Raw genomic sequence first — 20579 nt, forward strand, 5'->3', positions numbered from 1 at the left:
TCGACGCCTTGTCCTAATGTTCGGTCTATGGAATTCCGCCATCTCGGTCGTAGCGGTCTCATGGTCAGCGAGATCAGCTACGGCAACTGGATCACCCACGGTTCCCAGGTCGAGGAGGACGCCGCGCACGCGTGCGTACGCGCGGCCCTGGACGAGGGGATCACGACCTTCGACACCGCGGACGTCTACGCGGGCACCAGAGCCGAGGAGGTCCTCGGCCGGGCGCTGAAGGGGGTGCGCCGCGAGTCTCTGGAGATCTTCACCAAGGTCTACTGGCCGACCGGGCCCGGCCGCAACGACCGCGGCCTGTCGCGCAAGCACATCATGGAGTCCGTCAACGGATCGCTCAGGCGACTCGGGACGGACTACGTCGATCTCTACCAGGCGCACCGGTTCGACGTCGAGACGCCTCTGGAGGAGACCCTCCGGGCCTTCGACGACCTCGTACGGCAGGGCAAGGTGCTGTACGTCGGCGTCAGCGAGTGGAACGCCGACCAGATCGCCCAGGCGCTGAAGATCGCCGACTCGATGGGATTCGACCGCCTGGTCTCCAATCAGCCGCAGTACTCGATGTTGTGGCGGGTCATCGAGGCCGAGGTCGTCCCGCTGAGCGAGCGGGAGGGGCTCGGGCAGATCGTCTGGTCGCCCATCGCGCAGGGCGTGCTGACCGGCAAGTACCTGCCGGGGCAGCCGCCGCCCGCGGGTTCGCGGGCGACCGACTCGACCGGGTCCGGGTTCATCGACGGCCTGATGCGGGACGAGGTGCTCAGCCGGGTGCAGGAGCTGCGGCCGATCGCGTCCGACCACGGGCTCACCATGGCCCAGCTCGCCGTCGCGTGGGTGCTGCAGAACCCCAACGTGTCGTCCGCCATCGTCGGCGCCAGCCGTCCCGAGCAGATCCGCGACAACGTGAAGGCGTCCGGGGTCAAGCTCGGCGCCGACGCGCTGCGGACGATCGACGACATCCTCGGCCCGGTGGTCGAGCGTGACCCGGCCAAGACCGTGAGCCCGTCGAGCCGTCCCTGATCGCCCTCCACGCCCTCGGCGTTCAGAGCGTTCTCGGCGTGTTCGGCGTTCTCGGCGTCCGGTGAACGCGACGCGGCGCGGGTCCCTGCCGGTCAGGGGACCCACGCCGCGTCCTCGGGCCGTCTTCTCAGATCAGAAGCGGTCCCAGTCATTGTCCGCCGCGCGCCACACGTCGATGTTGCGCGGGTCGGCGACCATCCGGCGCGGCCGGTGCGTCTCGTGCTCCTCGGGCGTGAACACCCGGTGCCCGTCGCACAGCTCGTACCTCGGGCCGTGCTTGGCCTCGTACATGTAGAAGGCGATCGACGTCGACGCGGAGTGGTTGACCAGGTCGGAGGCGATCGGCACCTTCTTGTACAGCGCCCGCGCCCGGCCGCGCATGACGTGGTCGAAGCTCTTCATCATGAAGCACAGGTGGGCGACGAAGAACTCCTTGTTGCGCTGCAGCGCCAGGCTGTGGTGGAACCGGTCCTCCGAGCGGAGGAACGCCGACACGTCGCCGACGTAGTCCGACACCAGGAACCCGAGGACCTTGGTGTAGAACTCCAGGCACTCGTCGTACTTGTCCGTGGCGAGGAAGGGGTGCACCAGCTTGAGCGGGCGCAGCTCGATCGTCGGCGGCTCCGCGTACTCCTGGAACTCGGTGAACAGCTCGATGATCAGCCCGTTCGGGTCGCGTACGGCGAAGCCCTCCTGGCACAGGCCCTTCATCCGGTCCTGGAGCGGCAGCACCTCGAGGCCGGCGGCGGAGACCCGGTCGCGCAGGTCGGCGAGCTCCTCGGCGGACCGGACGCTGTAGCCGACCGCCACGGTGCGCGACACCTCCAGGCTGGGGTCGCTGATCAGCTCGACGCAGTGGTGCTCGATGTCGGCGCGCAGGTAGGCGTACTCGTCGGTGTGCCGCTCCAGCTGGAGGCCGACGTGGTACCGCAGGAACTCGATGGTCTCGGCCATGTCCGGGACCAGGATCCGGGCGTACTCCATCCCGAAGGGCCCCCTGCGGCGGGCGCCGTCAGTCGTCATGTCAGTTCCTCATCGCTCGTGATCGCTCGTGGTCGTAAGGGGGGTGCGCGCGTCAGCACGCGAAGGTGACGATCGCCTGCCGGTCGATCACCGGGCGCCAGCGCTCCCGCACGAACTCCTCGTGCGAGTCGCTGCCGAGGTAGTCGAGAAGGTCCCGCTCGGAGTCGAACTCGACGACGAACCCGTGGGTCATGGTGGTGTCGCGGGTGCTGATGTTGGGCCCGCTGGCCCAGTTGCGCATGGTGGGGTACTTCGCCGGGAAGGTGTCCAGCTCCGCGAGGACCGCCGCGACGGTCTCGGCCGGGACGTCGTCGCGGAAGCGGAACACCAGCGTGTGCTTGATCACGGACGCCGCCTCAGAGGATGAAGCTCAGCCGGGCGCCCGGCGCCATGGACTCCATGGTCGGGATCGACCTGCGGAGCCGGTACCTGAGGCCGTCGTCGTCCACCACCAGGACGTGCTCGTACCGGCCGACGTAGGTGAACGCCTGGTTGTCGCGGTACCGGTGGATGATGAAGTTGGCCGCGACCCAGACCGTCTCGTCGCCCTGCTCCAGGATGATCACGTTGGAGATCATCCGGTGGGTGCGGGAGTGCGGGTTCTCCGCGTGCGCCTTGCGGCTCTTCAGCCGCTTCACCCTGGCCTTGATCAGGTCATGGTCGTCGCACATGAACGCGCCGGCCGAGGAGCTGTCCCACCCGTTCCAGTCGGTGGTGGTGACCTCCATGCGGCCGCCCTCCTCGAAGAGGGCCAGCCACTCGTCCAGGCGCCACTCGTCGAGCAGCTGTGCCTCCCGGTAGAGGAAGTCCTCCGCTTCCGCCCTGCTCACTGTGCGGCGGCCCATGGTGCTCTCCTTATGCTGGTCCATGCTCTCCACCCGCCCCGAACCCTCAGGCACCCGGGGTCGCGTCGTCTTCGACGCGGCGGGACCACTGCCGCCAGAAGCTGCGCATCGCGCCCTCGTCGATGGAACGCCCCTGGTTGCCCTGCTTCTCGTTGGCCATGCCGCGCGACATGTCGCTCCAGTCCCACGCGGGGTCGGCCGAGTCGGCGGTGGCCTCGATGCCGCGCTGCACCGCCTCGTACGCCTCGATGTCGTCCGGCGTGGCGAGCCCTCCGGGGCCGACGAAGCTGACCATCGTCTTGATCCGCAGCGCTCGCACGTCGTCCGGCTCACCGGTCTCCACGAACTGCCAGGCCCGCACGTCCGTACGGCCGGCCTCTACGGGCTCGATCTGCCGGATGGTGAGCGCCTCGAGGTCGAACAGCAGCAGGTTGGGGAAGACGTAGAGGATCCGGCTGGCGTCGGCGATCTCGGCGGCCAGCTCCGAGCCGAGGCGGTCCTCCATCTCCTGCCGCTTGGCGACGGTACGCTCCCTCTCGGCCTCGCCGAAGCGCGGCTCCCACACCATGCCGATGCGGCCGTTGTGCCCGGTCAGGATGAGCAGCCCGTGCCCGTCGCCGAGATCGTAGGCGTACTGGTCGTCGTCGGTGACGGCGAAGCCGGTCTCCCGCAGGTAGCCCACGAAGGTGTTGTGGGTGGGCGCGAAGTGGTAGCCGTCCATCGCGTTCTCGACGGCGAGCTTCCAGTTGCCCTTGACCGAGTAGAGCTGGACGCCGGGCACGGTCTGCATGCCCTGCGGCCCGATCTTGGCGGTCAGCGACATGTAGTGCGCCGCCTCGCCGAGGTGGGTCAGCAGGTCCGGCACGTCGGGGTCGAAGGAGATGAAGACGAAGCCCTCGTGGCTGTCCACCCGGGGCACCGAGCGCAGCCGGTGCCGCTCCTTGAAGCCGGGCACGTCGGCGTACGCGTCGTCGCCGGGCAGCGCGGCCAGCTCGCCCGAGTTGCTGAACGCCCAGGCGTGGTAGAAGCACTGGAAGAACTTGGTGTTCCCCTCGCTGTGCCGGCACAGGATGGTGCCGCGGTGTGTGCAGGCGTTGAAGAACACCTGGATCTCGCCGGAGGAGTCGCGGCAGAAGATGAGCGGCCTGCCGCCGAGGGTCCTGGACTTGAAGTCGCCGGGCTTCGGGATCTCGGTCTCGTGTCCGAGATACAGCCAGGTGTGTCCCCAGATCCGGGAGGTCTCCTTCTGGAACACGGCGGGCGACCGGTAGGCCGACCTGTGCACCTTGAACGTCAACGCCTCCCAGTCCTCCTGGACGAGGGAGTGGTTGGGCGTTCCACCGGGGTCCGTGTGTGTCAACTGCGTCATCGCCGCGGTCTGGCCCTTCTTGCGATTTGAGCGAGAATTCGAGATACCGTCTCGCAATGTGATGCTGGCCCCCGACCTCCCGGAATGTCAAGAGTCTCTCTCTTATCCCGATTCGCCGGTTACACCGCGTTAACAAAGCAGCGTTAGCCTCCGAACTCCCGGCCCCCGCGGGACCGACGCCGAACCGGTCGCGGCGGGCTGACAGGTGAGCCATGCCTGGATCCAGAGACTTCCCCCGGAGGGACAATGCTCCAGCCCACGAGCGGCCGCATCGACGGAGATCACTACCTGCAGACCACTCCCGACACCTGTCTCTGGGGCCGCCTCCCCGGCCCCGGCCGCCCTCCGGCGCTGCGCGTCGCGTCAGGCGCCACCGTCACGATCGACACGCTCAGTCACGAAGGAATCCTGGAGGACCAGGGCCGCGACCCGGTCGGCTACCTCTCGCGGTTCGGCGTTCCCGCCGAGGGCGTGCTGGCCGACGCCAGGGATCTCGCCGCGTCCGGCGTCGCCCACGACTACGACGCCGACGGGCCCCACGTCGTCACCGGCCCCATCGCCGTGGACGGCGCGGAACCCGGCGACGTGCTGCGGGTCGAGGTGCTCGGCCTGCTGGTCCGCGCGCCGTACGGCTTCATCAGCAGCAGGCACGGGTACGGCGCGCTGCCCGGGGAGTTCCCGGAGACCTCTCCGGACACCGGCGCGGGCGGGGAGGGCCCGCGCGAGCACAACAGCGTCTGCGTCTTCACCGAGGTCGTCGAGGAGGCGGGGCGGCTGCACGGGATCGTGCCGTTCGGGCAGGGGCGCTCGGCCCGCTTCCCCCTCGCCCCGTTCCTCGGCCTGATGGGCGTGACGGCGGACACGGGCGACGCCGGCGACTCCCTCCACTCGGTGCCGCCCGGCAACTTCGGCGGCAATCTGGACATCAACGAGCTCCAGGTCGGCTCCACGCTCTACCTGCCCGTCCAGGTGCCCGGCGCCGGTTTCTACGCGGGCGACCCGCACTACGCGCAGGGCGACGGCGAGGTGGCCCTGACGGCGCTGGAGGCGCCGCTGCGGGCCACGCTCAGGCTCTCCACGATCCCGCGCGCCGAGGCGGAGCCGCTGCTGGGCGCGCTCGGCGAGCCGTTCGCCGAGACGGCCGCGCACTGGATCCCCGTGGGTCTGCACGAGGACCTCGACGAGGCGATGCGGCGTGCCGTACGGGCGGCGGTGGACTTCCTGTCGCTGACGCAGGGCATGGAGCGGTCGAAGGCGCTCGCCTATCTCAGCGCCGCCGCCGACTTCGAGATCAGCCAGGTCGTGGACCAGGTCAAGGGGGTGCACTGCCTGATCCGCAAGGCCGACTTCGCGCCCCAGTGGTGACACCGGGCCGGTGGTGAGTCCGGGCCCGGCCCGCACCCCGGTGCCAGTACTCCGGTGCCGGTAGGCCGGTGCCGGTACGCCGGGCGGGCCGGGCGGGCCGGTCAGGGGCCCTCCGGCAGCCAGACCGCGTCGCGGAAGTCCGCGCGTGGCGGCGCGAAGACGTCGACGTTGACGCACGGCCCCTCGATGGGCTCGATGTAGTGCTCGGCGCCCCTGGGCACCAGCAGCATCGACCCCGGGCCCATCTCGTGGCCGACGCCGTCCACGTAGTACGTGCAGCGGCCCTGGTGGATGAGCACGAGCTGGTCGAAGTCGTCGTGGCGGTGCGGGTTGAGGGTCATCCCGACGGCCAGCTCGTGCCAGGCGAGCATGATCTCGTCGGTGGAGTACACCTTGCGCCGCACGCCGGGACGGATCTCGGTCGAGGGTATGTCGTCCCAGTTCACCGCTGTGCCGTACAGGTGCTGGTTGAACATGGTGGTTCCTTTCTGTGCGTCTCTCCGCGTCCTCCGGGACGCTCAGGACGCGGCGGATTCCGGGCAGGGAAGGTCGCGCGCGCCGGCCGCCGTCTCGCGCAGCGCGGACCCGAGCAGTTGCAGGTCGGACCCGGCGATGACGAAGGCGGCGGAGCCGAGCCCGGACGCGGCGATCAGACCGGCGTCCGGGCGGGCCACCCATCCGCCGAACGCCGTCCCCGCGGCATGGGCCGCCGCGGCGACCTCGGCCACCCGCGCCGCGAGCGCCGACTGGTCGGCGGCGCCCGCGATGCCGAGGCTGACCGCGAGGTCGGTGGTCCCGACGAAGGCGACGTCGAGGCCGTCCAGCACGGCGGGCAGCGGATCGCGGGTCGTCGCGGTCTCGATCTGCCCGACGAGCAGGGGCGGGTCGCGGTCCTCGGCGGCCAGGTAGGCGGCCAGGTCGGTCGCGCCGAATCCCGCCGCCGGATGCGCCAGGCTGACGCTGCGCTCCCCGCGCGGGGCGTACCGTACGGCGGCGACGAGCGCGGACGTCTCGGCGGCGCCGGTCAGCATGGACAGCTGCACTCCGGCCGCCCCGGACTCCAGCACCCGGTTGATCCACGCGGCGTTCACCGCCGGCACCCGGACCAGGGCGGCCAGTCCGGTCGCGGCGGCGTGCCGTACCAGGGCCAGGACGGTCTCGTCCGGGAGCGCGGAGTGCTCGCCGTCCACCACCACGAAGTCGAACCCGGCCTGGCGGGCCAGGTCGACGGAGTCGACGGTGGGCAGCTTGACGAACGTGCCGGTGACCCGGCGCCCGGCGGCGAGCGCGGCGCGCAGCCGCCGCCGGGCCTCCGTCGCGGAGGTCACCGGGCCCCGGCCGCCTCGGAGGCGGAGCCGGCGGCCAGGCCGCGCCACGGGGTCGGCTCCACCTTGCGGCCCTTGTGCAGGATGAGGGCGGGTTCGAGGCGGGGCGCCACGATCGAGTTGCCGGCCGCGTCGGGCAGCACCGTCTCTTCGGTCTCGGCGAGCACGGTGACGTGCGCGGGGCCGCCCTCGACGAGGGTTCCGTACCCCTCGGTGTCGAGGCCGAGCACGCGGGCCGGGGCGATGGTCATCCGCGGCGCGATCTCGTCCATGGACATGCCGAGCGCCTTGAGCTTGGCCGCGCTGGTCACCAGGTCGAACACCGGCCCCTGCCAGTTCCGCCCGCTGGTGTCGGAGGTGAGCAGGTCGGGCAGGAAGCCCTCGGCGATGGCCTGCCTGGCGACCTCGAAGCTGAGGTTGCTCTTGCCGTGCGCGCTGTCGAAGAGCACGCCGCGGGCCCTGGCCTCCTGTACGGCGGCGATGACCTTGCCGTCGGTCAGGATGCCGTGCGGCTTGCCGGTGTAGCAGTGGGCGACGATGTCGCCCGAGCGGAGCATCGGCAGGACGTCGGGCAGCGGCTCCTCGGTCTCGCCGATGTGCACCATGAGGGGCAGCCCCGCCTCCTCGGCGAGTTCGAGTGACGACTTGAGCAGAGAGCGCCAGGCCGGGCCGACGACGTCCTCCGACAGCCGGATCTTGAAGCCGCGCACCACGCCGGGGTTCTCGCGGGCCACGGCCAGCGCGTCCTCGGGGACCAGGGTGGCGGGGTTCAGCAACTCGCCGAAACGGAAGTCGATCAGACCGAGCACCGACACGTTGAGGAAGTTGACCAGCCGCATCTCCGCCCGGCCGACCACGTAGGCGTTGAAGGCCGCGAAGGTGGACGCGCCGACCGTGCCCGCGTCGGCGGCGGCGACCACTCCCCTGCGCAGGTGCGCCTCGTCCGGCGGGGCCCCCACCTTCGACACGTTCTCGAAGATGTGGGTGTGGCCCTCCACCAGGCCGGGGAGCACCCACTGTCCGGCGCAGTCGACGACCTCCCCGGCCCGCTCCTTCACGTCCGGGTCGAGGGACGGCGCGATCCGCGCGACTCGGTCACCGATGATCGCCACGTCGGCGACCGAGGACGTTCCCGCCTCGGTGTCGAAGACGGTGCCGTTCGTCAGCACCAGATCGTAAGAAACAGCTGTCTCGGTCATTTCACTCTTTCGGCGTGTATGGGTGCGGCCGGATGCCGCGACGGATCGGTTCGGCAAGGCTCGGAACGGTTCCCGACGGCTCCGGGCGGGAACGGCGCGAGGTCAGGAGCGGCCGGGCGCCGCCCGATAGCGGGTACGCAGCGGCAGAACCCCGGCCACGGCGATCTCCACCTCGTCGCCCGCGCCCAGGAAGACCTTCCTGTCCTGCCCGGTGCCGGCCGGGGTGCCGGTCAGCACCACGTCCCCGGGTTCGAGCACGGCGAAGCGCGAGATCCGCGAGATCAGGTCGGGCACCGGGAAGATCAGCTCGGCCGTCGTGGAGTCCTGGTGGACGACGCCGTTGACGGTGGCGCGGACGGCGATGTCGCCGGGATCGGGCACCCCGGCCAGTTCGAGCACCGACGCGCCGAGCGCGCCGAAGCCGGGGAAGCTCTTGGCCAGGGACGGCGTCCCGGTGGCGACCATGACGTCGCGGGCGGTCATGTCGTTGGCCGCGGTGACGGCGGCGATGTGCTCCCACACCCGCTCCGGCCGTACGCACGACATCCGGCGGCCGACCACGAAGGCGACCTCGGCCTCGTAGTCGACCTGGCCGGAGCGGTCCTGCGGCAGCTCGATCTCCGCGCCCGGCGCGGAGACGGCCGACAGGGCACGCAGGAAGAGGATCGGCTCCTCGGGCACCGGCCGCCCGGTCAGCTCGGCCTTGGAGTGGTAGTTCAGCCCGACGCCCCAGATCGCCCGCGTGCGCGCCAGCGGCGCCAGGAGGTCTCCTTGGACGTCGGCCAGGGGGACGCGGCGCAGCTCCTTCGCGGCGCGCGCCGGCGCGAAGCCCTCCCCCTCGGCGAGCAGCTCGGCGACGTCGCCGTGCGGCAGGTCGAGGAGAACGGCGTCCGCGCCGTCGACGTGGGCCAGCCCGTCACGGGTGGCGACCAGGTTCAGCGCGGTCATCGAGCGCCCGCCACGGAGATCCGGCCGGACTCGTCGCCATCGCCGCATGCCGTGGGGAGAAGGACTGTGACCGGAACCGCGAGGGCTCCCACGCGTCGCGTTCGCATGCAGACTCCTTGCTTCCCTTGCCGTGCCGCGCCCGCGTCGCCGGAGGGCTGAGCCGTTCCGGGATGGGGCGAGGCCGGCCAGGAAGGGGGGATTGAGGGGTACGCACGAACGTAAGAGGAACCTTCTGCCCATGTCAATATGCGAAACAATATCTCGTATTACGTCACATCGACGGTGCGCTTCCCGCCGATGACGCGTGGGCGCGCGGGTACTCGGGCAGGCGAGATCGCCGGATCGGCGGGTGAATCGCCGTACGGAGGAAGGCGGGTGGAGACCCTGTGCCGACGGCTACCGCGCTCTCTCGGCGGACGTCGGACCCGCCGTCGGGCGGTGGTGGTGGTGTGTGGTGCCGGACCGCCGTCAGGCGGTGGCGATGCCGCCGAGTTCGGCGGACAGGCGGCGCGAGGCGGCGAGCAGCGCCTCGGTCACCAGGTGCTCGGCCTCTCCGGCCAGCGTCGCCACGGTGCCGACGACCGCCATCGACGCCACGATCTGCTCGCCCTCGAAGATCGGGGTGGCGATCACCCGCACGCCGTGGTCGGCGGGCGAGTTGACCGCGATCCCGGTGCGCCGGACGTCCTCGATCAGGCCGCGCAGCTCCGGCGTGCCGCGCAGTTTGCGCGCCAGCCCGGGGACCTCGCCCACCGGCAGGTACGCGCAGAAGACACGGCCCTGCGCCGAGCGGAGCAGGTCGAGGGTGGAGCCGGTGCGCACGCTCAGCCGGATGTCGCCCTCGGTGTTGTCGACGCACCGCACCACGACGGGGCTCTCGCCGTTCCAGACGCTGAGCACCGCCGTCTGGTTGATCTCGCGGACCAGCAGGTCGAGGTACGGCCCGGCCGCGGCGGCGATGGGCAGCCCGGCGCGGGCGGCGGCCTCCAGGGCCAGCACCTCCGGCCCCAGCGTGTAGGTCGCCTGCTGCGCGTCGTAACGCAGCAGGTTGGCCGCCCGAAGCGCGCGGGTGTACCGATGCGCGGTGGGCTTGCTGGTGCCGAGGCGAGCGGTGATCTCGCTCAGGCTGAGCCTGGGGCGTTCGACGGTGAAGGCGCTCAGGATCAGCGCCGCGCGCCGGACCGTCTGTATGGCGGGTGCCTCACCGGACTGGTTCGCGTCGTCGCGCTGCCCTGGCCCCGGCATCCCGTCTCCTCCGTCGAGTACCCCTTATGTCGGTTGGGACTCTATCCAGGGACGCGCTCCCGCGCATTCAACTCGCATCAGACGAATGCCCGGGAACCGTGCCGAACGCCGGATTCACGAGCGGAGCAAGGTTGTTGACCGCGGCGGCGGCCTCCCCGAAGCCGACGGAGATCAGCCGGACCTTGCCGTCGTAGTCGCTGATGTCGCCCGCGGCGAACACCCTCTCCAGGTTGGTCCGCATGGAGCGGTCGACGAGGACGTGCCGCTTGCGCAGGTCGAGGCCCCACTTCTGGACCGGCCCCAGGTCGGCGATGAAGCCCAGCGCGGCCACGACGGTCTGGGCGGGCAGGGTGACCCGCTCGCCGCTCCTGACCCGCTCGACGGTCACCTCGGCGATCCGGTCGTCCCCGGCGATCCCGGCGACCTCGAAGGGCGTGAGCACCCGTACGGACGACGCCTGGAGGCGGGCCACGCTGTGCTCGTGCGCGCGGAAGGCGTCCCGGCGGTGCACCAGCGTGAGCGAGCGGGCGATCGGCTCGAGCGCGAGCGCCCAGTCCACCGCGGAGTCGCCGCCTCCGACGACCACCACGTCCTGCCCGGCCAGCTCGTCCAGTTTGCGGACGAAGTAGCGCAGGCCGCGCCCCAGGTATTCGCCGCCGGCGGGCAGCTCCCTGGGGGTGAAGGTGCCGATGCCCCCGGTGAGGAGCAGGGCCTTGGCCCGCACCCGGGTGCCCGCGTCGGTGACGACCTCGACCGATTCCGCGTCGTGGCGCAGTTCCAGCGCGCTCTCCCCGAGCAGGTACAGCGGCTCGGCCTGGCCCGCCTGGGCGACCAGGGCGTCGACGAGCGCCTGCCCCTTGACCGCCGGATAGCCGGCGATGTCGAAGATGTCCTTCTCCGGGTACAGCGCGGCCACCTGGCCCCCGGGCTCGGGCAGGGAGTCGATCAGCGCGACGGACATGCCGCGGAAACCGGCGTAGTAGGCGCCGTACAGCCCGGCAGGACCGGCGCCGACGATCACCAGGTCGACGTCGTGGACCGGGCGCGGCGCCGCGTCCGGCCCGCCCGGCGACTCGGCGGGCAGGTCGTTCGCGGGGCCGTCCAGGGTGCCCGCGGTCACGACCCGCCTCCGGTGACGGCGGGGTGGTCCGCTCCCGCCCGGCCGACCTTGCGCGCGCCGCCGGGGGAACCGAGGTCGGCGAAGAACTCGGTGTTGATCTGGGCGAACCCGGCCAGGTTCGGCGGCAGGTCGTCAGTGTGGAAGATCGAGGTCACGGGGCAGACCGGCTCGCACCGGCCGCAGTCCACGCACTCGTCCGGATGGATGTACATCATCCGGTCTCCCTCGTAGATGCAGTCGACCGGGCATTCCTCGACGCACGATCTGTCCTGCACGTCCACGCACGCGTCGGTCACGACGTAGGCCATCAGTCCTCCTGGGATGGGCGCCCGCGCGGGAACGGGGGGCCGCGCGCGAGCCGTTGGCCGGAGGCCCGCCGTCACGGGGGCGGGCCGGTGGCGGCGGGAGCCGTGAGAATCCGGTTGGCCTGCGGAATCAGCCTCTCCACCGACGTGAGGGAACAGTAGGATCCGGCCGCAAACGTTGTCAAGATGCGAGATGGCATCTTGAATGGAGTTAACATCAGTGCGATGAGGGTCCTCCGCGCCCCATCGCGGAGCCCGAGCGGAACGTCTGGAGCGCGCGCGTGACGACCGACCCCCTGGAACGCCTGCGGAGCGCCGCCCACGCCGCGATCAGCGGTGACCGGATCGTCGAGACGGTACGGCTGCTCGCCGCGGGCCCGAGCCCGCGCGGCGCCGAGCGCGACACCGCGACCCGGCTCGCGGAGTGGGCCGGGCCGCTGTGGCCCGCGCTGTCCTTCCGCCGCGACGACATCGGGGCCTCGGGCGCGAACCTCGTCGCCACCTCGGTCCATGAAGGCGGCGCCCGAAGCGGGGAGCTGCTCCTCTACTCCCATCTCGACACCTCCCTGCCCGGCGATGCCGCGCGGGACCGGTGGGCGACGGGGATCGACGCTCCCCCCGCTCCCCTGGCCGTGGTCCCCGAGGCGGGGATACTCGCCGGCTTCGGCCTCGGTGTCGCGCGGGCCCCGGCCGCCGCGGCCCTGGCGGGGTACACGGCCGCCGCGGCCGCGCTCCTCGACGCGGGCGTCCCGCACCGGCTCACGCTGCTGCTGGCGAGCGCGGGCACGCACGCCTCCCCGTTCGCCGCCACCACCGAGTCGGCCGCGCCGGTCGGTGTGGAGGAGTACCTCCGGACACGCCCGCGCCCCGAGGCCGCCGTGGTGGCCAAGTGCGGCCCGCCCGGGATCCTGTACGAGGAGCCGGGGGCGGCGTTCGTCCGGGTCCGGCTGGGCACGGGATACCGTCCGGTGCTCGCCAGGGACGCGGCGCCGCCCGAGGGCGGCCTGATCGCCCATCTGGGCGAGGTGATCGCCGTCCTGGAGCGGTGGCGCGCGGAGTACGCCGCCGCCCGCGCCGGGTCCGGCGGCCAGATCGCCGCCGAGGCCGGGATCGGCGCGGTGCGCGGCGGCCTCGCGGCCAAGCCCGACCTGCTGCCCGGCGTCGTCGAGCTGCATCTCTACGTGGTCACCGTCCCCGGCGACGACGTCGAGCGCATCGCGGCCGACATCAGGGAGGCGCTGGAGGCCGGCCTGCGGGGCGGCCCCCTGGACGGGTGCGCGCCGGTCGTCGAGGCACGCGAGGCCCATCCCGCCGGCGTCACGCCGCCGAACGCGGCCGTCGTACGGCACGCCGCCGCCGCGTGGCGGCGTGAGCACGGCGGGCCGCCCCCGCCCGTGAGTGGCTGGAAGGGCTCGACCGACGGCGTGGTCCTGCGCGGCCACGGCGTGCCCACCGTCAGGGTCGGCCCCGCCGTACGACCGGACCCGGCGGACCCGCGCCGGGATGTGGTCGAATTGGACACTTTGCTGCAATTTGCCCGTATATACGCGGAAATCGTCTTGCGGCATGTCGTTTACGGCGAACCAGTTCTCGAACCGTCTCAGTCCTGAGAAGATCTTCACCGCCGGACCGCTCCGTCCCACCGGATGGGAACCGTACCCTTTCACAAGATGGCGTCTCGGAAAATGGAACGCGAGCTACCTCCGAGCCATCACCGCGACACGAAGGAGCCACATGGGTGACGAGACGACGCCTGCCCCTCCCGGCGCCGGGGGCGACCGGGCGGCCCCGGCGATCCAGACCGTCCAGCGCGCGGCCATGATCCTCAGCGCGTTCACGGTCAGCCGTCCCCAGCTCAGCCTCAACGAGCTGACCGCCAGCCTGGGCACGAGCAAGGCGACCGCGCACCGGTACACGAAGGCGCTGCGCGAGAGCAACCTGCTGCGCTACGACGACCGCGAGGCGCTGTACTCCCTGGGCCCGCAGATCCTGACGTTGTCCGCCGCCGCGCGGGCCGGGATGCCGGTGATCGGCATCGCCGGGCCGTACATGCAGCGGCTGGTCCGCGAGATCGACGAGACCGTCGTGCTGAGCGTCTGGGACGGCGACAGCGCGGTGGTGGTCCGGGTGGACGACAACACCGACCGCATCATCCGCGTGAGCGTGCGGACCGGCACCCGGCTGTCCCGCACCGAATCCGCCCAGGGCCGGGTCTTCTGCGCGTTCCTGCCGGAGGGCGAGGTACCCGGGCTGTCCCAGGAGCTGGACGCGTCCCCCGAACTGCGCCAGGAGCTGAAGAAGATCCGCGAGGAGAACATCTCGGCCAACACGCCGTCGGTGAACGGCGTGCGCACCATCGCCGCGCCGGTGTTCCGCGACCAGGTGCCGATCGCGACGATGGCCGTCGTGGCGACCACGGACTCGGTGCCGCCGGGCAGCGGCTCCCCCGCCGCCGAGGCGCTCAAGCGCGTCACCGCCGAGATCACCGCGGAGCTGGGCCGGGAGTCGCCGGACGGCCTCGCCTGAGCGGCCGGTCCCTCCCCCGCCCTCGGGGCGCGTACGGGAAGGACCGGCCGTCGGGGCTTCGGCACCCGGCCCCGCAGGGGGCCGGAGGCGCCGTCAGAGGTCCAGCACCAGGCGGGGTGACGTCGATCGGCCCACGCAGATCATCATGGTCCGGCCGGACTCCCGCTCCTCCGGGGTGAGCAGGGAGTCCCGGTGCTCGGGGGTTCCGGCGAGCACCCGCGTCTCGCAGGCGCCGCAGTACCCCTTCTCGCAGTCGTAGGAGAGCCCGGGGACGGCCTCGCGCACCGCCTCGATGATGCGCTGGTCCTCCCTGACCCGCACCGTACGGCCGCTGCGGGCGAGATGGACGTCGAACGCGGTGTTGCCCGCGGGGTCGAACGCCACCTCCAGGTCGTCGCCGGCCGCGAACCGTTCGATGTGCAGCCGGTCGCCGACGCCGAGGCGCGCGCAGGCCCGCTCGACCGCCTCGATCATCCCCGCGGGACCACAGCAGTAGATCGCGGTACCCGGACCCGCCGAGCCCAGGACGGCGTCCAGGTCGGGCAGGCCGTGCTCGTCCTGCGGCAGCAGCTCGGCGTGCTCCCCCGCGTGCTCCACCAGCTCGTCCCCGAACGCCATGGAGGAACGCGACCTGCCGCCGTAGACGGCGCGCAGGGGTGCGCCGTCGCGGGCGGCGGCCCGCACCATGGCCAGGATCGGGGTGATGCCGATGCCTCCGGCGAGGAACAGGTAGTCCTCGGCGGAGACGAGGGGGAAGTGGTTGCGCGGTCCCTTCACGGTGACGGTCACGCCGGCGCGGGCGAGGTCGTGCAGCTCGGCCGAGCCGCCGCGCCCGCCGTCCTCCCGCAGTACGGCCACGCGGTAGGAGGCGCGGTCCTCCGGGTCGCCGCAGAGGGAGTACTGCCGGATGCGTCCCGACGGGAGGCGGAACTCCAGGTGCGCGCCCGGCGCCCACGCGGGCAGTGCCTCCCCGTCCGGCGCGGCCAGCGTCAGCGCCAGCACGCCGTCGGCGACGGCCTCCGCCGCCGTGATGACGACATCGAACGGCACCGCCTGCTGGAAGGCCGCCGGAGCGCCGGACGAGGAGGGCGTCCCCCTGCGGGGCCCCGGCGTGAAGACGGCGGGGATGGCGTCCCAGCCGGACTGGTTGCCCCGGGTGGGGTAGGCGACCAGGCCCTCCTCCAGCACCCTGAAGTCGGGCAGCCTGGTCAGCACCTGGGTGATCATCTCGCGGAACATGGCACGGGCCAGGTGGGCCCCGGCACAGCGGTGCGTGCCGATGCCGAAGCTGAGGTGGCGGGTGGCGTCCCGGTCCAGCCGGATCTCGGCCGGGTCGGGGAAGACCGCCGGGTCGTGGTTGGCCGCGACCCAGGGGATCAGCACGCGCTCGCCCGCGCGCACCGGGCACCCGCCGACCTCCGCGTCGGCCAGGGCCGTACGCGCCATGGACTGCGAGGGGGCGAACGCGCGGAGGAACTCCTCGGTCGCCGTGTCCAGCAGGTCCGGCGACTCGATGAGGCGCCGGCGCTGGTCCGGGTTCCGGCTCAGGTGCACGAGGACGGAACCGGTCAGTGACGTGGTGGTGTCCACGCCGCCCGCGATGAGCAGGCCGATCACGGAGACGAGCTCGTCCTCGCCGAACGGTTCGCCGTCGGGGCGCCGCCGCGCGACGAGGAAGCTCACCGCGTCGTCCGCCGGCTCCTCGCGGCGCAGCCGTACCAGCTCGCGGATCCGCCGCTCCATGTGGACGAGGCCCTCGGCCCCGCGGCGGGCCCGGTCGCTGTCGGCGGGCGCGGCGAAGATGTCGTGGATGGGCCCGGCCAGCGGGGCCCAGTCCTCCTCGGGGAAGCCGAGCCAGTCCAGGGTGACCGCGGCCGGCAGCGGGTTGGTCAGGTCCCTGACGAAGTCGGCCGAGCCGAGCTCGACGAACGCGTCCACGACGCGCGTCGCGTGCCGGGCGATCATCGGCCGGAGCCTCTCGACGGCGTCCGGGGTGAGCAGCGGGTTGATCAGGTCGCGGTACCCCGTGGAATCCGGCGGGTCCAGCTCGATCGGGTACTGCTCCAGGCCGGGCCCGCTCGGGATCACGATCGCGACCCGGTCCCTGCCCGCGGCGGCCCGCGAGGAGGAGAAGGTCGCGTCGTCACGGGCGACGCGGACCACGTCGGCGTAGCGGGTCGTGTAGACGTAGCCGCCGTGGGCCGTCGTCCGGCCGACCGGGCAGCCTTCGCGGAAGGACTCGTAGTAGGCGACCGGGTCCTCCGTGCACAGGGCGGAGTGGTGGTCGAAGTCAACCTGTCGGGTCATGGTGCACAGGCCCCACATACATGGACGACGCGCGGTGTTTCCCAGCCGCGCCACTGGGTGTCTGTGGTCCCGGGAGTCTAACCGTGCTCACTCCGCGAGACAATGTCTCGCGGATTGCGGCGATATCGCGGCGGCCCAGCTCCCGGGAGGGACCGCAGGACGTCAGACGCCAGAGCGCGCAGAACGTACAGAACACGCAGAACGTCGGGCGCCAGAACGTCAGTCAGAACGTGCAGAACGTCAGAACGTCAGGACGGCTTTCGCGACCTCGCCCGCGCGTACCGCGGCGACGGCCTCGTTGATCTTCTCGAACGGGAACGCGGTCATCATCCGGTCCACCGGGAACCGGCCCGCGGCGTGCAGGTCGAGCAGTTTCGGCAGGAACACCTGCGGGACGCTGCTTCCGGCGATGATCCCGGTGATGGTCCGGCCGTTGAGCACGCTGCGCCAGTCGAAGCTCATCTCGGGGCTCGGGCCGACGCCGATGACACCGCACCTGCCGAGCGGTCCGAGCGCCTCGACCGCCGTACGCAGGACGTCCTGCCTGCCGGTGGTGTCGATGACGTAGTCGAACCCGTGGGGCGCGATCTCCCGCAGCGCGGCAGCCGAATCCGACGCCGTGGAGTCGACGGCGTGCGTCGCGCCGTAGGATCGCGCCGCCTCCAGCTTGGCCGCGTTGACGTCCACCGCCGCGACGATCCCACAGCCGCTGACGGCCGCGGCGATGATCGCGGCGACGCCGACGGCACCGGCGCCGAAGACCGCGATCGAGGAGCCGGCCTCCGGGCGCAGCACGTTGAACACTCCGCCCGCCCCGGTCTGGAACCCGCAGCCGAAGGGACCGGCGAGCGGCAGGTCGATGCCGTCGCCGATCGGCACGACCGCGCGTTCCGGCACCACCGCGTGGGTGGCGAAGGACGACTGCCCGAGGAAGTGCCCGTTGATCTCGGCGCCGTCGAGGGAGAGCGCGGAGGAGCCGTCGGGGCGGCGCCCGCTGAAGTTGACCGCGTCGAACCGGTGGCAGTACGCGGGCGAGCCGGTACGGCACGTCACACAACTTCCGCACGAGGTGAAGCTCATCGCCACGCGGTCCCCCGGCGCGACGGAGGTCACCTGGGCGCCGACCCGCTCGACGACGCCGGAACCCTCGTGCCCGAGGACCGCGGGCGTCGGGAAGAACGTGGCGAACTCCAGGTCGGTGCCGCAGATGCCGGTGCCGCTCAGCCGTACGAGCACCTCGTCCGGGCGGGGGTCGCCGAGGTCCACGTCGCGGAGGGCGAACGGGCCTCCCGCTGTCTCCAGAACTGCGGCGGTGATGCGCACGAGACCTCCTCAGAGCTTTTCATAAAACGAGATGGCATCTTGACATGCAGAATATTGGCGGTCAAGGATTCCCTCCATGGCCGAACTCCTGATCCCTTCCGCCCAGCAGCTGATCGACGGCGAGTGGGCGGCCGCCCGCGACAGGGGCGAGCTTCCCGTCACGGATCCCGCGACCGGACAGACGATCCAGGCGGTGGCCCGCGCCGGACGCGCGGACGTCGACGACGCCGTGTCCGCCGCCCGCCGGGCGTTCCCCGCCTGGGCCGCCACCTCGCCGTCCGAGCGCGGCGCGCTGCTGCGCCGCTGGGCCGAGCTCATCGGCGGGCACGTCGAGGAACTGGCCGCGCACGAAGCCCGCGACGTGGGCAAACCGTTGTCCGGCGGCCGGATGAACGTGTACATCGCGCAGAGCATCATCGACTACTTCGCGGGCGCGGCCGACAAACTCACCGGCGTGACCCTGCCCACCCGCACCCCCGACTACCTCGGCTACACCGTCCAGGAACCGTACGGCGTCTGCGCCGTCGTACTCCCATGGAACGTTCCCTCCGTGCTCACGGCGGCCAATGTCGCACCGGCGCTCGCGGCGGGCAACACCGTGGTACTCAAACCGTCGGAGGTGGCGCCGCTCGCGCCGTTCGCCCTGGCCGAGCTCGCCCGGCAGGCCGGGTTCCCGCCCGGCGTGCTGAACGTCCTCACAGGGTACGGAGCCGACGCGGGAGCCGCGCTCACCTCGCATCCCGGCGTGAACCACATCAGCTTCGTCGGCTCGACCACCACCGGCCGCGCGATCATGCGGGCCGCCGCCGAGAACCTGGTGCCGGTCAAGCTCGAACTGGGCGGCAAGTCGCCCAACGTGCTCTTCGCCGACGCCGACATGGACGTGGCGATCCCCGCGATCGTCGGGTCCATCACCGAGAACGCCGGCCAGAACTGCTACGCCGGGTCCCGCCTGCTGGTGGAGGCGTCCGTCAAGGACGAGGTCGTCGAGCGGGTGGCCGCCGCGATGCGCGCCGTCCGCATCGGCCCCTGGGACGCGGACCTCGACATGGGACCGCTGGTCAGCGAGGCGCAGTACCGGCGGGTGCTCGGCTTCCTGGAGGAGGCTCCGCGCGAGGGCGCCCGCCTCGTCACCGGCGGCGGCCCCGCCGGGGAACGGGCGGGGGGACGGCCGGACGGCTGGTTCGTCGAGCCCACGCTCTTCGACGACGTGGATCCCGGCGCCCGGCTGTACCGGGAGGAGGTCTTCGGCCCCGTGCTCGCCGTACAGGCGTTCTCCGGCACCCGGCAGGCGATCGAGATGATGAACGACACCGACTTCGGCCTGCTCGCGTGCGTCTGGACCAACGACGTGTCGCGTGCGCTGCGACTGGCCGGGGAGGTGCGCTCCGGGCAGGTGTCGGTGAACCAGTTCGCCGACGCCGGGGTGATCGGCTTCCCGTTCAACATGCAGAAGGACAGCGGCTTCAGCCGGGGCGGCGGCCACGGCGCGATGCGGGAGTACACCCAGGAGAAGGCGGTCGCGATCCGCCTCCTGGAGCGCTGACCGGGCGCCCCGGCCCCGTGTCCGCACCGGTGTCCGCGCCGGTGCCGGTACCGGTGTTCGCGCCGGTGTCCGTACCGGTGGCGGCGTCACTGTGTAACCCGCGCGGAACCGTTCCGACATGCGTGTATCCCCTCCCGGCGATCCGCGTGTAACAAGCGCGTGACGTGCGGAGCCAGATGCCGTCGGGGCATTGACACGCTACCGGAGCGGTAGCAGAGTACGTCGCATTGCGAGCCACCGAATCACAATGCGAGATGGCATCAACATTGGCGATCCGTGGAGGGTAGCGTGCGAGCACTGGTCCAGACGGCCTTCGGAGGCCCGGAAGCGGTGGCCGTCCAGCGGGTCCCCGAGCCCGAACCCGGTCCGCACGACGTGGTTGTCCGGGTGGCCGCCTGCGCGCTCAACCGCCTGGACCTTCTCCAGAGGCGCGGCCCCGGGATGCTCCCCGGCTTCAGCTTGCCGCACATCGCCGGCATGGACATCGCCGGGCACGTTGTGGCGACCGGCGCCTCCGTCACGTCGCGGGCCGTCGGCGACCGTGTGGTGATCGACCCCACCGTGGGCTGCGGCTCCTGCGCGCACTGCCTGGCCGGAGAGCGCGGACACTGCGCGGCGCTGCGGGTCATCGGCGGCAACGCCCCTGGAGGCTACGCCGAGTTCGTCGCCGTGCCGGCCGACCTGGCCCACCCGGTGCCGGAGCACGTCGGCCTCGTCGAGGCCGCGGCGCTGCCGACGCCGTGGAGCACCGCCTGGCAGGCGACGTACCGCGTGGGCGAGGTCGGTCCGGACGACTGCGTCGTCGTCCAGGCGGCGGCCAGCTCGGTCAGCATCGCCGCGATCCAGCTCGCCAAGCGGGCCGGGGCCCGGGTCGTCGCGGTGGCCAGCACCGACGAGAAGCTCGCCGCCGCCGCCGGCCTCGGCGCCGACCTGCTGCTGCGCGGCGACGCCCCGATCTCCGGGCCGGTGCGCGACTTCACCGGCGGCCGCGGCGCCGACGTGGTCCTCGACCCTAGCGCGTCCGCTCTCCGCCCCTTCCTGCTGTCCGGCGTGAGGGAGGGCGATCATGAACGGACTGGCCGAGATGCTGCTGCGGCGGCACCGTCT

Annotated in this window: 19 protein-coding genes; 6 read left to right on the forward strand and 13 right to left on the reverse strand. The window is 71.9% G+C overall.

Annotated features, from left to right (window positions below):
• Positions 1 to 27 precede the first annotated feature (27 nt).
• The gene (locus AB0I59_RS40985; RefSeq protein ID WP_061256508.1) at positions 28 to 1026 is read left to right on the forward strand and encodes an aldo/keto reductase family protein; all 999 of its coding nucleotides are present in this window, start codon (positions 28 to 30) and stop codon (positions 1024 to 1026) included.
• Between the two features lie 132 nt (positions 1027 to 1158).
• On the opposite strand, the gene AB0I59_RS40990 is transcribed toward AB0I59_RS40985, so the two are convergent.
• Genes AB0I59_RS40990 through AB0I59_RS41005 form a run of 4 tightly spaced genes read right to left on the reverse strand, consistent with a single transcriptional unit; the run spans position 1159 to position 4263 of the window.
• On the reverse strand, positions 1159 to 2049 hold the full coding sequence (locus AB0I59_RS40990) for a VOC family protein (protein ID WP_358142246.1): 891 nt from the start codon (positions 2047 to 2049) through the stop codon (positions 1159 to 1161).
• A gap of 52 nt (positions 2050 to 2101) precedes the next feature.
• Complete coding sequence (locus AB0I59_RS40995; protein ID WP_061256503.1) at positions 2102 to 2395, reverse strand: Dabb family protein; 294 nt, start codon at positions 2393 to 2395, stop codon at positions 2102 to 2104.
• Between the two features lie 10 nt (positions 2396 to 2405).
• On the reverse strand, positions 2406 to 2918 hold the full coding sequence (locus AB0I59_RS41000; protein WP_063818784.1) for an aromatic-ring-hydroxylating dioxygenase subunit beta: 513 nt from the start codon (positions 2916 to 2918) through the stop codon (positions 2406 to 2408).
• Positions 2919 to 2940: 22 nt separating this feature from the next.
• Positions 2941 to 4263, reverse strand: a complete 1323-nt coding sequence (locus AB0I59_RS41005; protein WP_063818783.1) for an aromatic ring-hydroxylating oxygenase subunit alpha — start codon at positions 4261 to 4263, stop codon at positions 2941 to 2943.
• Between the two features lie 246 nt (positions 4264 to 4509).
• On the opposite strand from AB0I59_RS41005, the gene AB0I59_RS41010 reads away from it, so the two are divergent.
• Entirely contained in the window at positions 4510 to 5628 is a 1119-nt protein-coding gene (locus AB0I59_RS41010) for an acetamidase/formamidase family protein (protein WP_358142250.1), read from the forward strand.
• 101 nt (positions 5629 to 5729) lie between these two features.
• Here the strand turns inward: AB0I59_RS41010 and AB0I59_RS41015 are convergent, their stop codons facing one another.
• The 7 genes from AB0I59_RS41015 to fdxA form a co-directional block, all read right to left on the reverse strand.
• A complete protein-coding gene (locus tag AB0I59_RS41015; RefSeq protein WP_061256494.1) occupies positions 5730 to 6104 on the reverse strand; it encodes an AraC family ligand binding domain-containing protein in 375 nt (124 codons plus the stop codon).
• 42 nt (positions 6105 to 6146) lie between these two features.
• The gene (locus tag AB0I59_RS41020; RefSeq protein ID WP_358142253.1) at positions 6147 to 6956 is read right to left on the reverse strand and encodes an HpcH/HpaI aldolase family protein; all 810 of its coding nucleotides are present in this window, start codon (positions 6954 to 6956) and stop codon (positions 6147 to 6149) included.
• Entirely contained in the window at positions 6953 to 8152 is a 1200-nt protein-coding gene (locus AB0I59_RS41025; protein WP_228645162.1) for an amidohydrolase family protein, read from the reverse strand. The genes AB0I59_RS41020 and AB0I59_RS41025 overlap by 4 nt, the downstream gene beginning before the upstream one ends.
• Before the next feature lie 102 nt (positions 8153 to 8254).
• Positions 8255 to 9100, reverse strand: coding sequence for a fumarylacetoacetate hydrolase family protein (locus AB0I59_RS41030; RefSeq protein WP_358142257.1), 846 nt, complete (start codon positions 9098 to 9100; stop codon positions 8255 to 8257).
• 468 nt (positions 9101 to 9568) lie between these two features.
• Positions 9569 to 10345 carry an IclR family transcriptional regulator gene (locus AB0I59_RS41035; RefSeq protein WP_358142260.1) on the reverse strand — a complete coding sequence of 259 codons (777 nt, stop codon included), beginning with the start codon at positions 10343 to 10345 and terminating at the stop codon, positions 9569 to 9571.
• Positions 10346 to 10412: 67 nt separating this feature from the next.
• The gene (locus AB0I59_RS41040) at positions 10413 to 11465 is read right to left on the reverse strand and encodes an NAD(P)/FAD-dependent oxidoreductase (protein ID WP_358142263.1); all 1053 of its coding nucleotides are present in this window, start codon (positions 11463 to 11465) and stop codon (positions 10413 to 10415) included.
• Complete coding sequence (gene fdxA, locus AB0I59_RS41045; protein WP_061256483.1) at positions 11462 to 11773, reverse strand: ferredoxin; 312 nt, start codon at positions 11771 to 11773, stop codon at positions 11462 to 11464. Before fdxA ends, AB0I59_RS41040 begins: the two co-directional genes overlap by 4 nt.
• A gap of 278 nt (positions 11774 to 12051) precedes the next feature.
• Here fdxA and AB0I59_RS41050 point away from each other — a divergent pair, with 278 nt between their 5' ends.
• Complete coding sequence (locus AB0I59_RS41050) at positions 12052 to 13380, forward strand: hypothetical protein (RefSeq protein WP_358142266.1); 1329 nt, start codon at positions 12052 to 12054, stop codon at positions 13378 to 13380.
• A gap of 124 nt (positions 13381 to 13504) precedes the next feature.
• Positions 13505 to 14296 carry an IclR family transcriptional regulator gene (locus tag AB0I59_RS41055; RefSeq protein ID WP_061256479.1) on the forward strand — a complete coding sequence of 264 codons (792 nt, stop codon included), beginning with the start codon at positions 13505 to 13507 and terminating at the stop codon, positions 14294 to 14296.
• Between the two features lie 93 nt (positions 14297 to 14389).
• On the opposite strand, the gene AB0I59_RS41060 is transcribed toward AB0I59_RS41055, so the two are convergent.
• Positions 14390 to 16603, reverse strand: coding sequence for a cytochrome P450/oxidoreductase (locus AB0I59_RS41060; protein WP_228645168.1), 2214 nt, complete (start codon positions 16601 to 16603; stop codon positions 14390 to 14392).
• A gap of 240 nt (positions 16604 to 16843) precedes the next feature.
• Complete coding sequence (locus tag AB0I59_RS41065) at positions 16844 to 17926, reverse strand: NAD(P)-dependent alcohol dehydrogenase (protein ID WP_061256475.1); 1083 nt, start codon at positions 17924 to 17926, stop codon at positions 16844 to 16846.
• A 76-nt stretch (positions 17927 to 18002) separates the two neighbouring features.
• On the opposite strand from AB0I59_RS41065, the gene AB0I59_RS41070 reads away from it, so the two are divergent.
• Positions 18003 to 19472: an aldehyde dehydrogenase family protein gene (locus tag AB0I59_RS41070; RefSeq protein ID WP_061256474.1), complete on the forward strand. Its 1470-nt coding sequence runs from the start codon at positions 18003 to 18005 to the stop codon at positions 19470 to 19472.
• Between the two features lie 288 nt (positions 19473 to 19760).
• On the forward strand, positions 19761 to 20579 hold an 819-nt coding region (locus AB0I59_RS41075), incomplete at its 3' end, for an alcohol dehydrogenase catalytic domain-containing protein (protein WP_358142271.1).

Origin of the sequence: Microtetraspora glauca, from assembly GCF_040656155.1 — a bacterium.
Lineage (GTDB): Bacteria > Actinomycetota > Actinomycetes > Streptosporangiales > Streptosporangiaceae > Microtetraspora > Microtetraspora glauca.

Excerpts from the sequence above, each read along its gene's own strand:
- AB0I59_RS40990 (WP_358142246.1), bottom strand. The coding sequence starts at position 2,049 with ATGACGACTGACGGCGCCCGCCGCAGGGGGCCCTTCGGGATGGAGTAC.
- AB0I59_RS41030 (WP_358142257.1), bottom strand. The coding sequence starts at position 9,100 with ATGACCGCGCTGAACCTGGTCGCCACCCGTGACGGGCTGGCCCACGTC.
- fdxA (WP_061256483.1), bottom strand. The coding sequence starts at position 11,773 with ATGGCCTACGTCGTGACCGACGCGTGCGTGGACGTGCAGGACAGATCG.
- AB0I59_RS41015 (WP_061256494.1), bottom strand. The coding sequence starts at position 6,104 with ATGTTCAACCAGCACCTGTACGGCACAGCGGTGAACTGGGACGACATA.
- AB0I59_RS41055 (WP_061256479.1), top strand. The coding sequence starts at position 13,505 with ATGGGTGACGAGACGACGCCTGCCCCTCCCGGCGCCGGGGGCGACCGG.
- AB0I59_RS41060 (WP_228645168.1), bottom strand. The coding sequence starts at position 16,603 with ATGACCCGACAGGTTGACTTCGACCACCACTCCGCCCTGTGCACGGAG.
- AB0I59_RS41000 (WP_063818784.1), bottom strand. The coding sequence starts at position 2,918 with ATGGACCAGCATAAGGAGAGCACCATGGGCCGCCGCACAGTGAGCAGG.
- AB0I59_RS41010 (WP_358142250.1), top strand. The coding sequence starts at position 4,510 with ATGCTCCAGCCCACGAGCGGCCGCATCGACGGAGATCACTACCTGCAG.
- AB0I59_RS41035 (WP_358142260.1), bottom strand. The coding sequence starts at position 10,345 with ATGCCGGGGCCAGGGCAGCGCGACGACGCGAACCAGTCCGGTGAGGCA.
- AB0I59_RS41025 (WP_228645162.1), bottom strand. The coding sequence starts at position 8,152 with ATGACCGAGACAGCTGTTTCTTACGATCTGGTGCTGACGAACGGCACC.
- AB0I59_RS40985 (WP_061256508.1), top strand. The coding sequence starts at position 28 with ATGGAATTCCGCCATCTCGGTCGTAGCGGTCTCATGGTCAGCGAGATC.
- AB0I59_RS41005 (WP_063818783.1), bottom strand. The coding sequence starts at position 4,263 with ATGACGCAGTTGACACACACGGACCCCGGTGGAACGCCCAACCACTCC.
- AB0I59_RS41070 (WP_061256474.1), top strand. The coding sequence starts at position 18,003 with ATGGCCGAACTCCTGATCCCTTCCGCCCAGCAGCTGATCGACGGCGAG.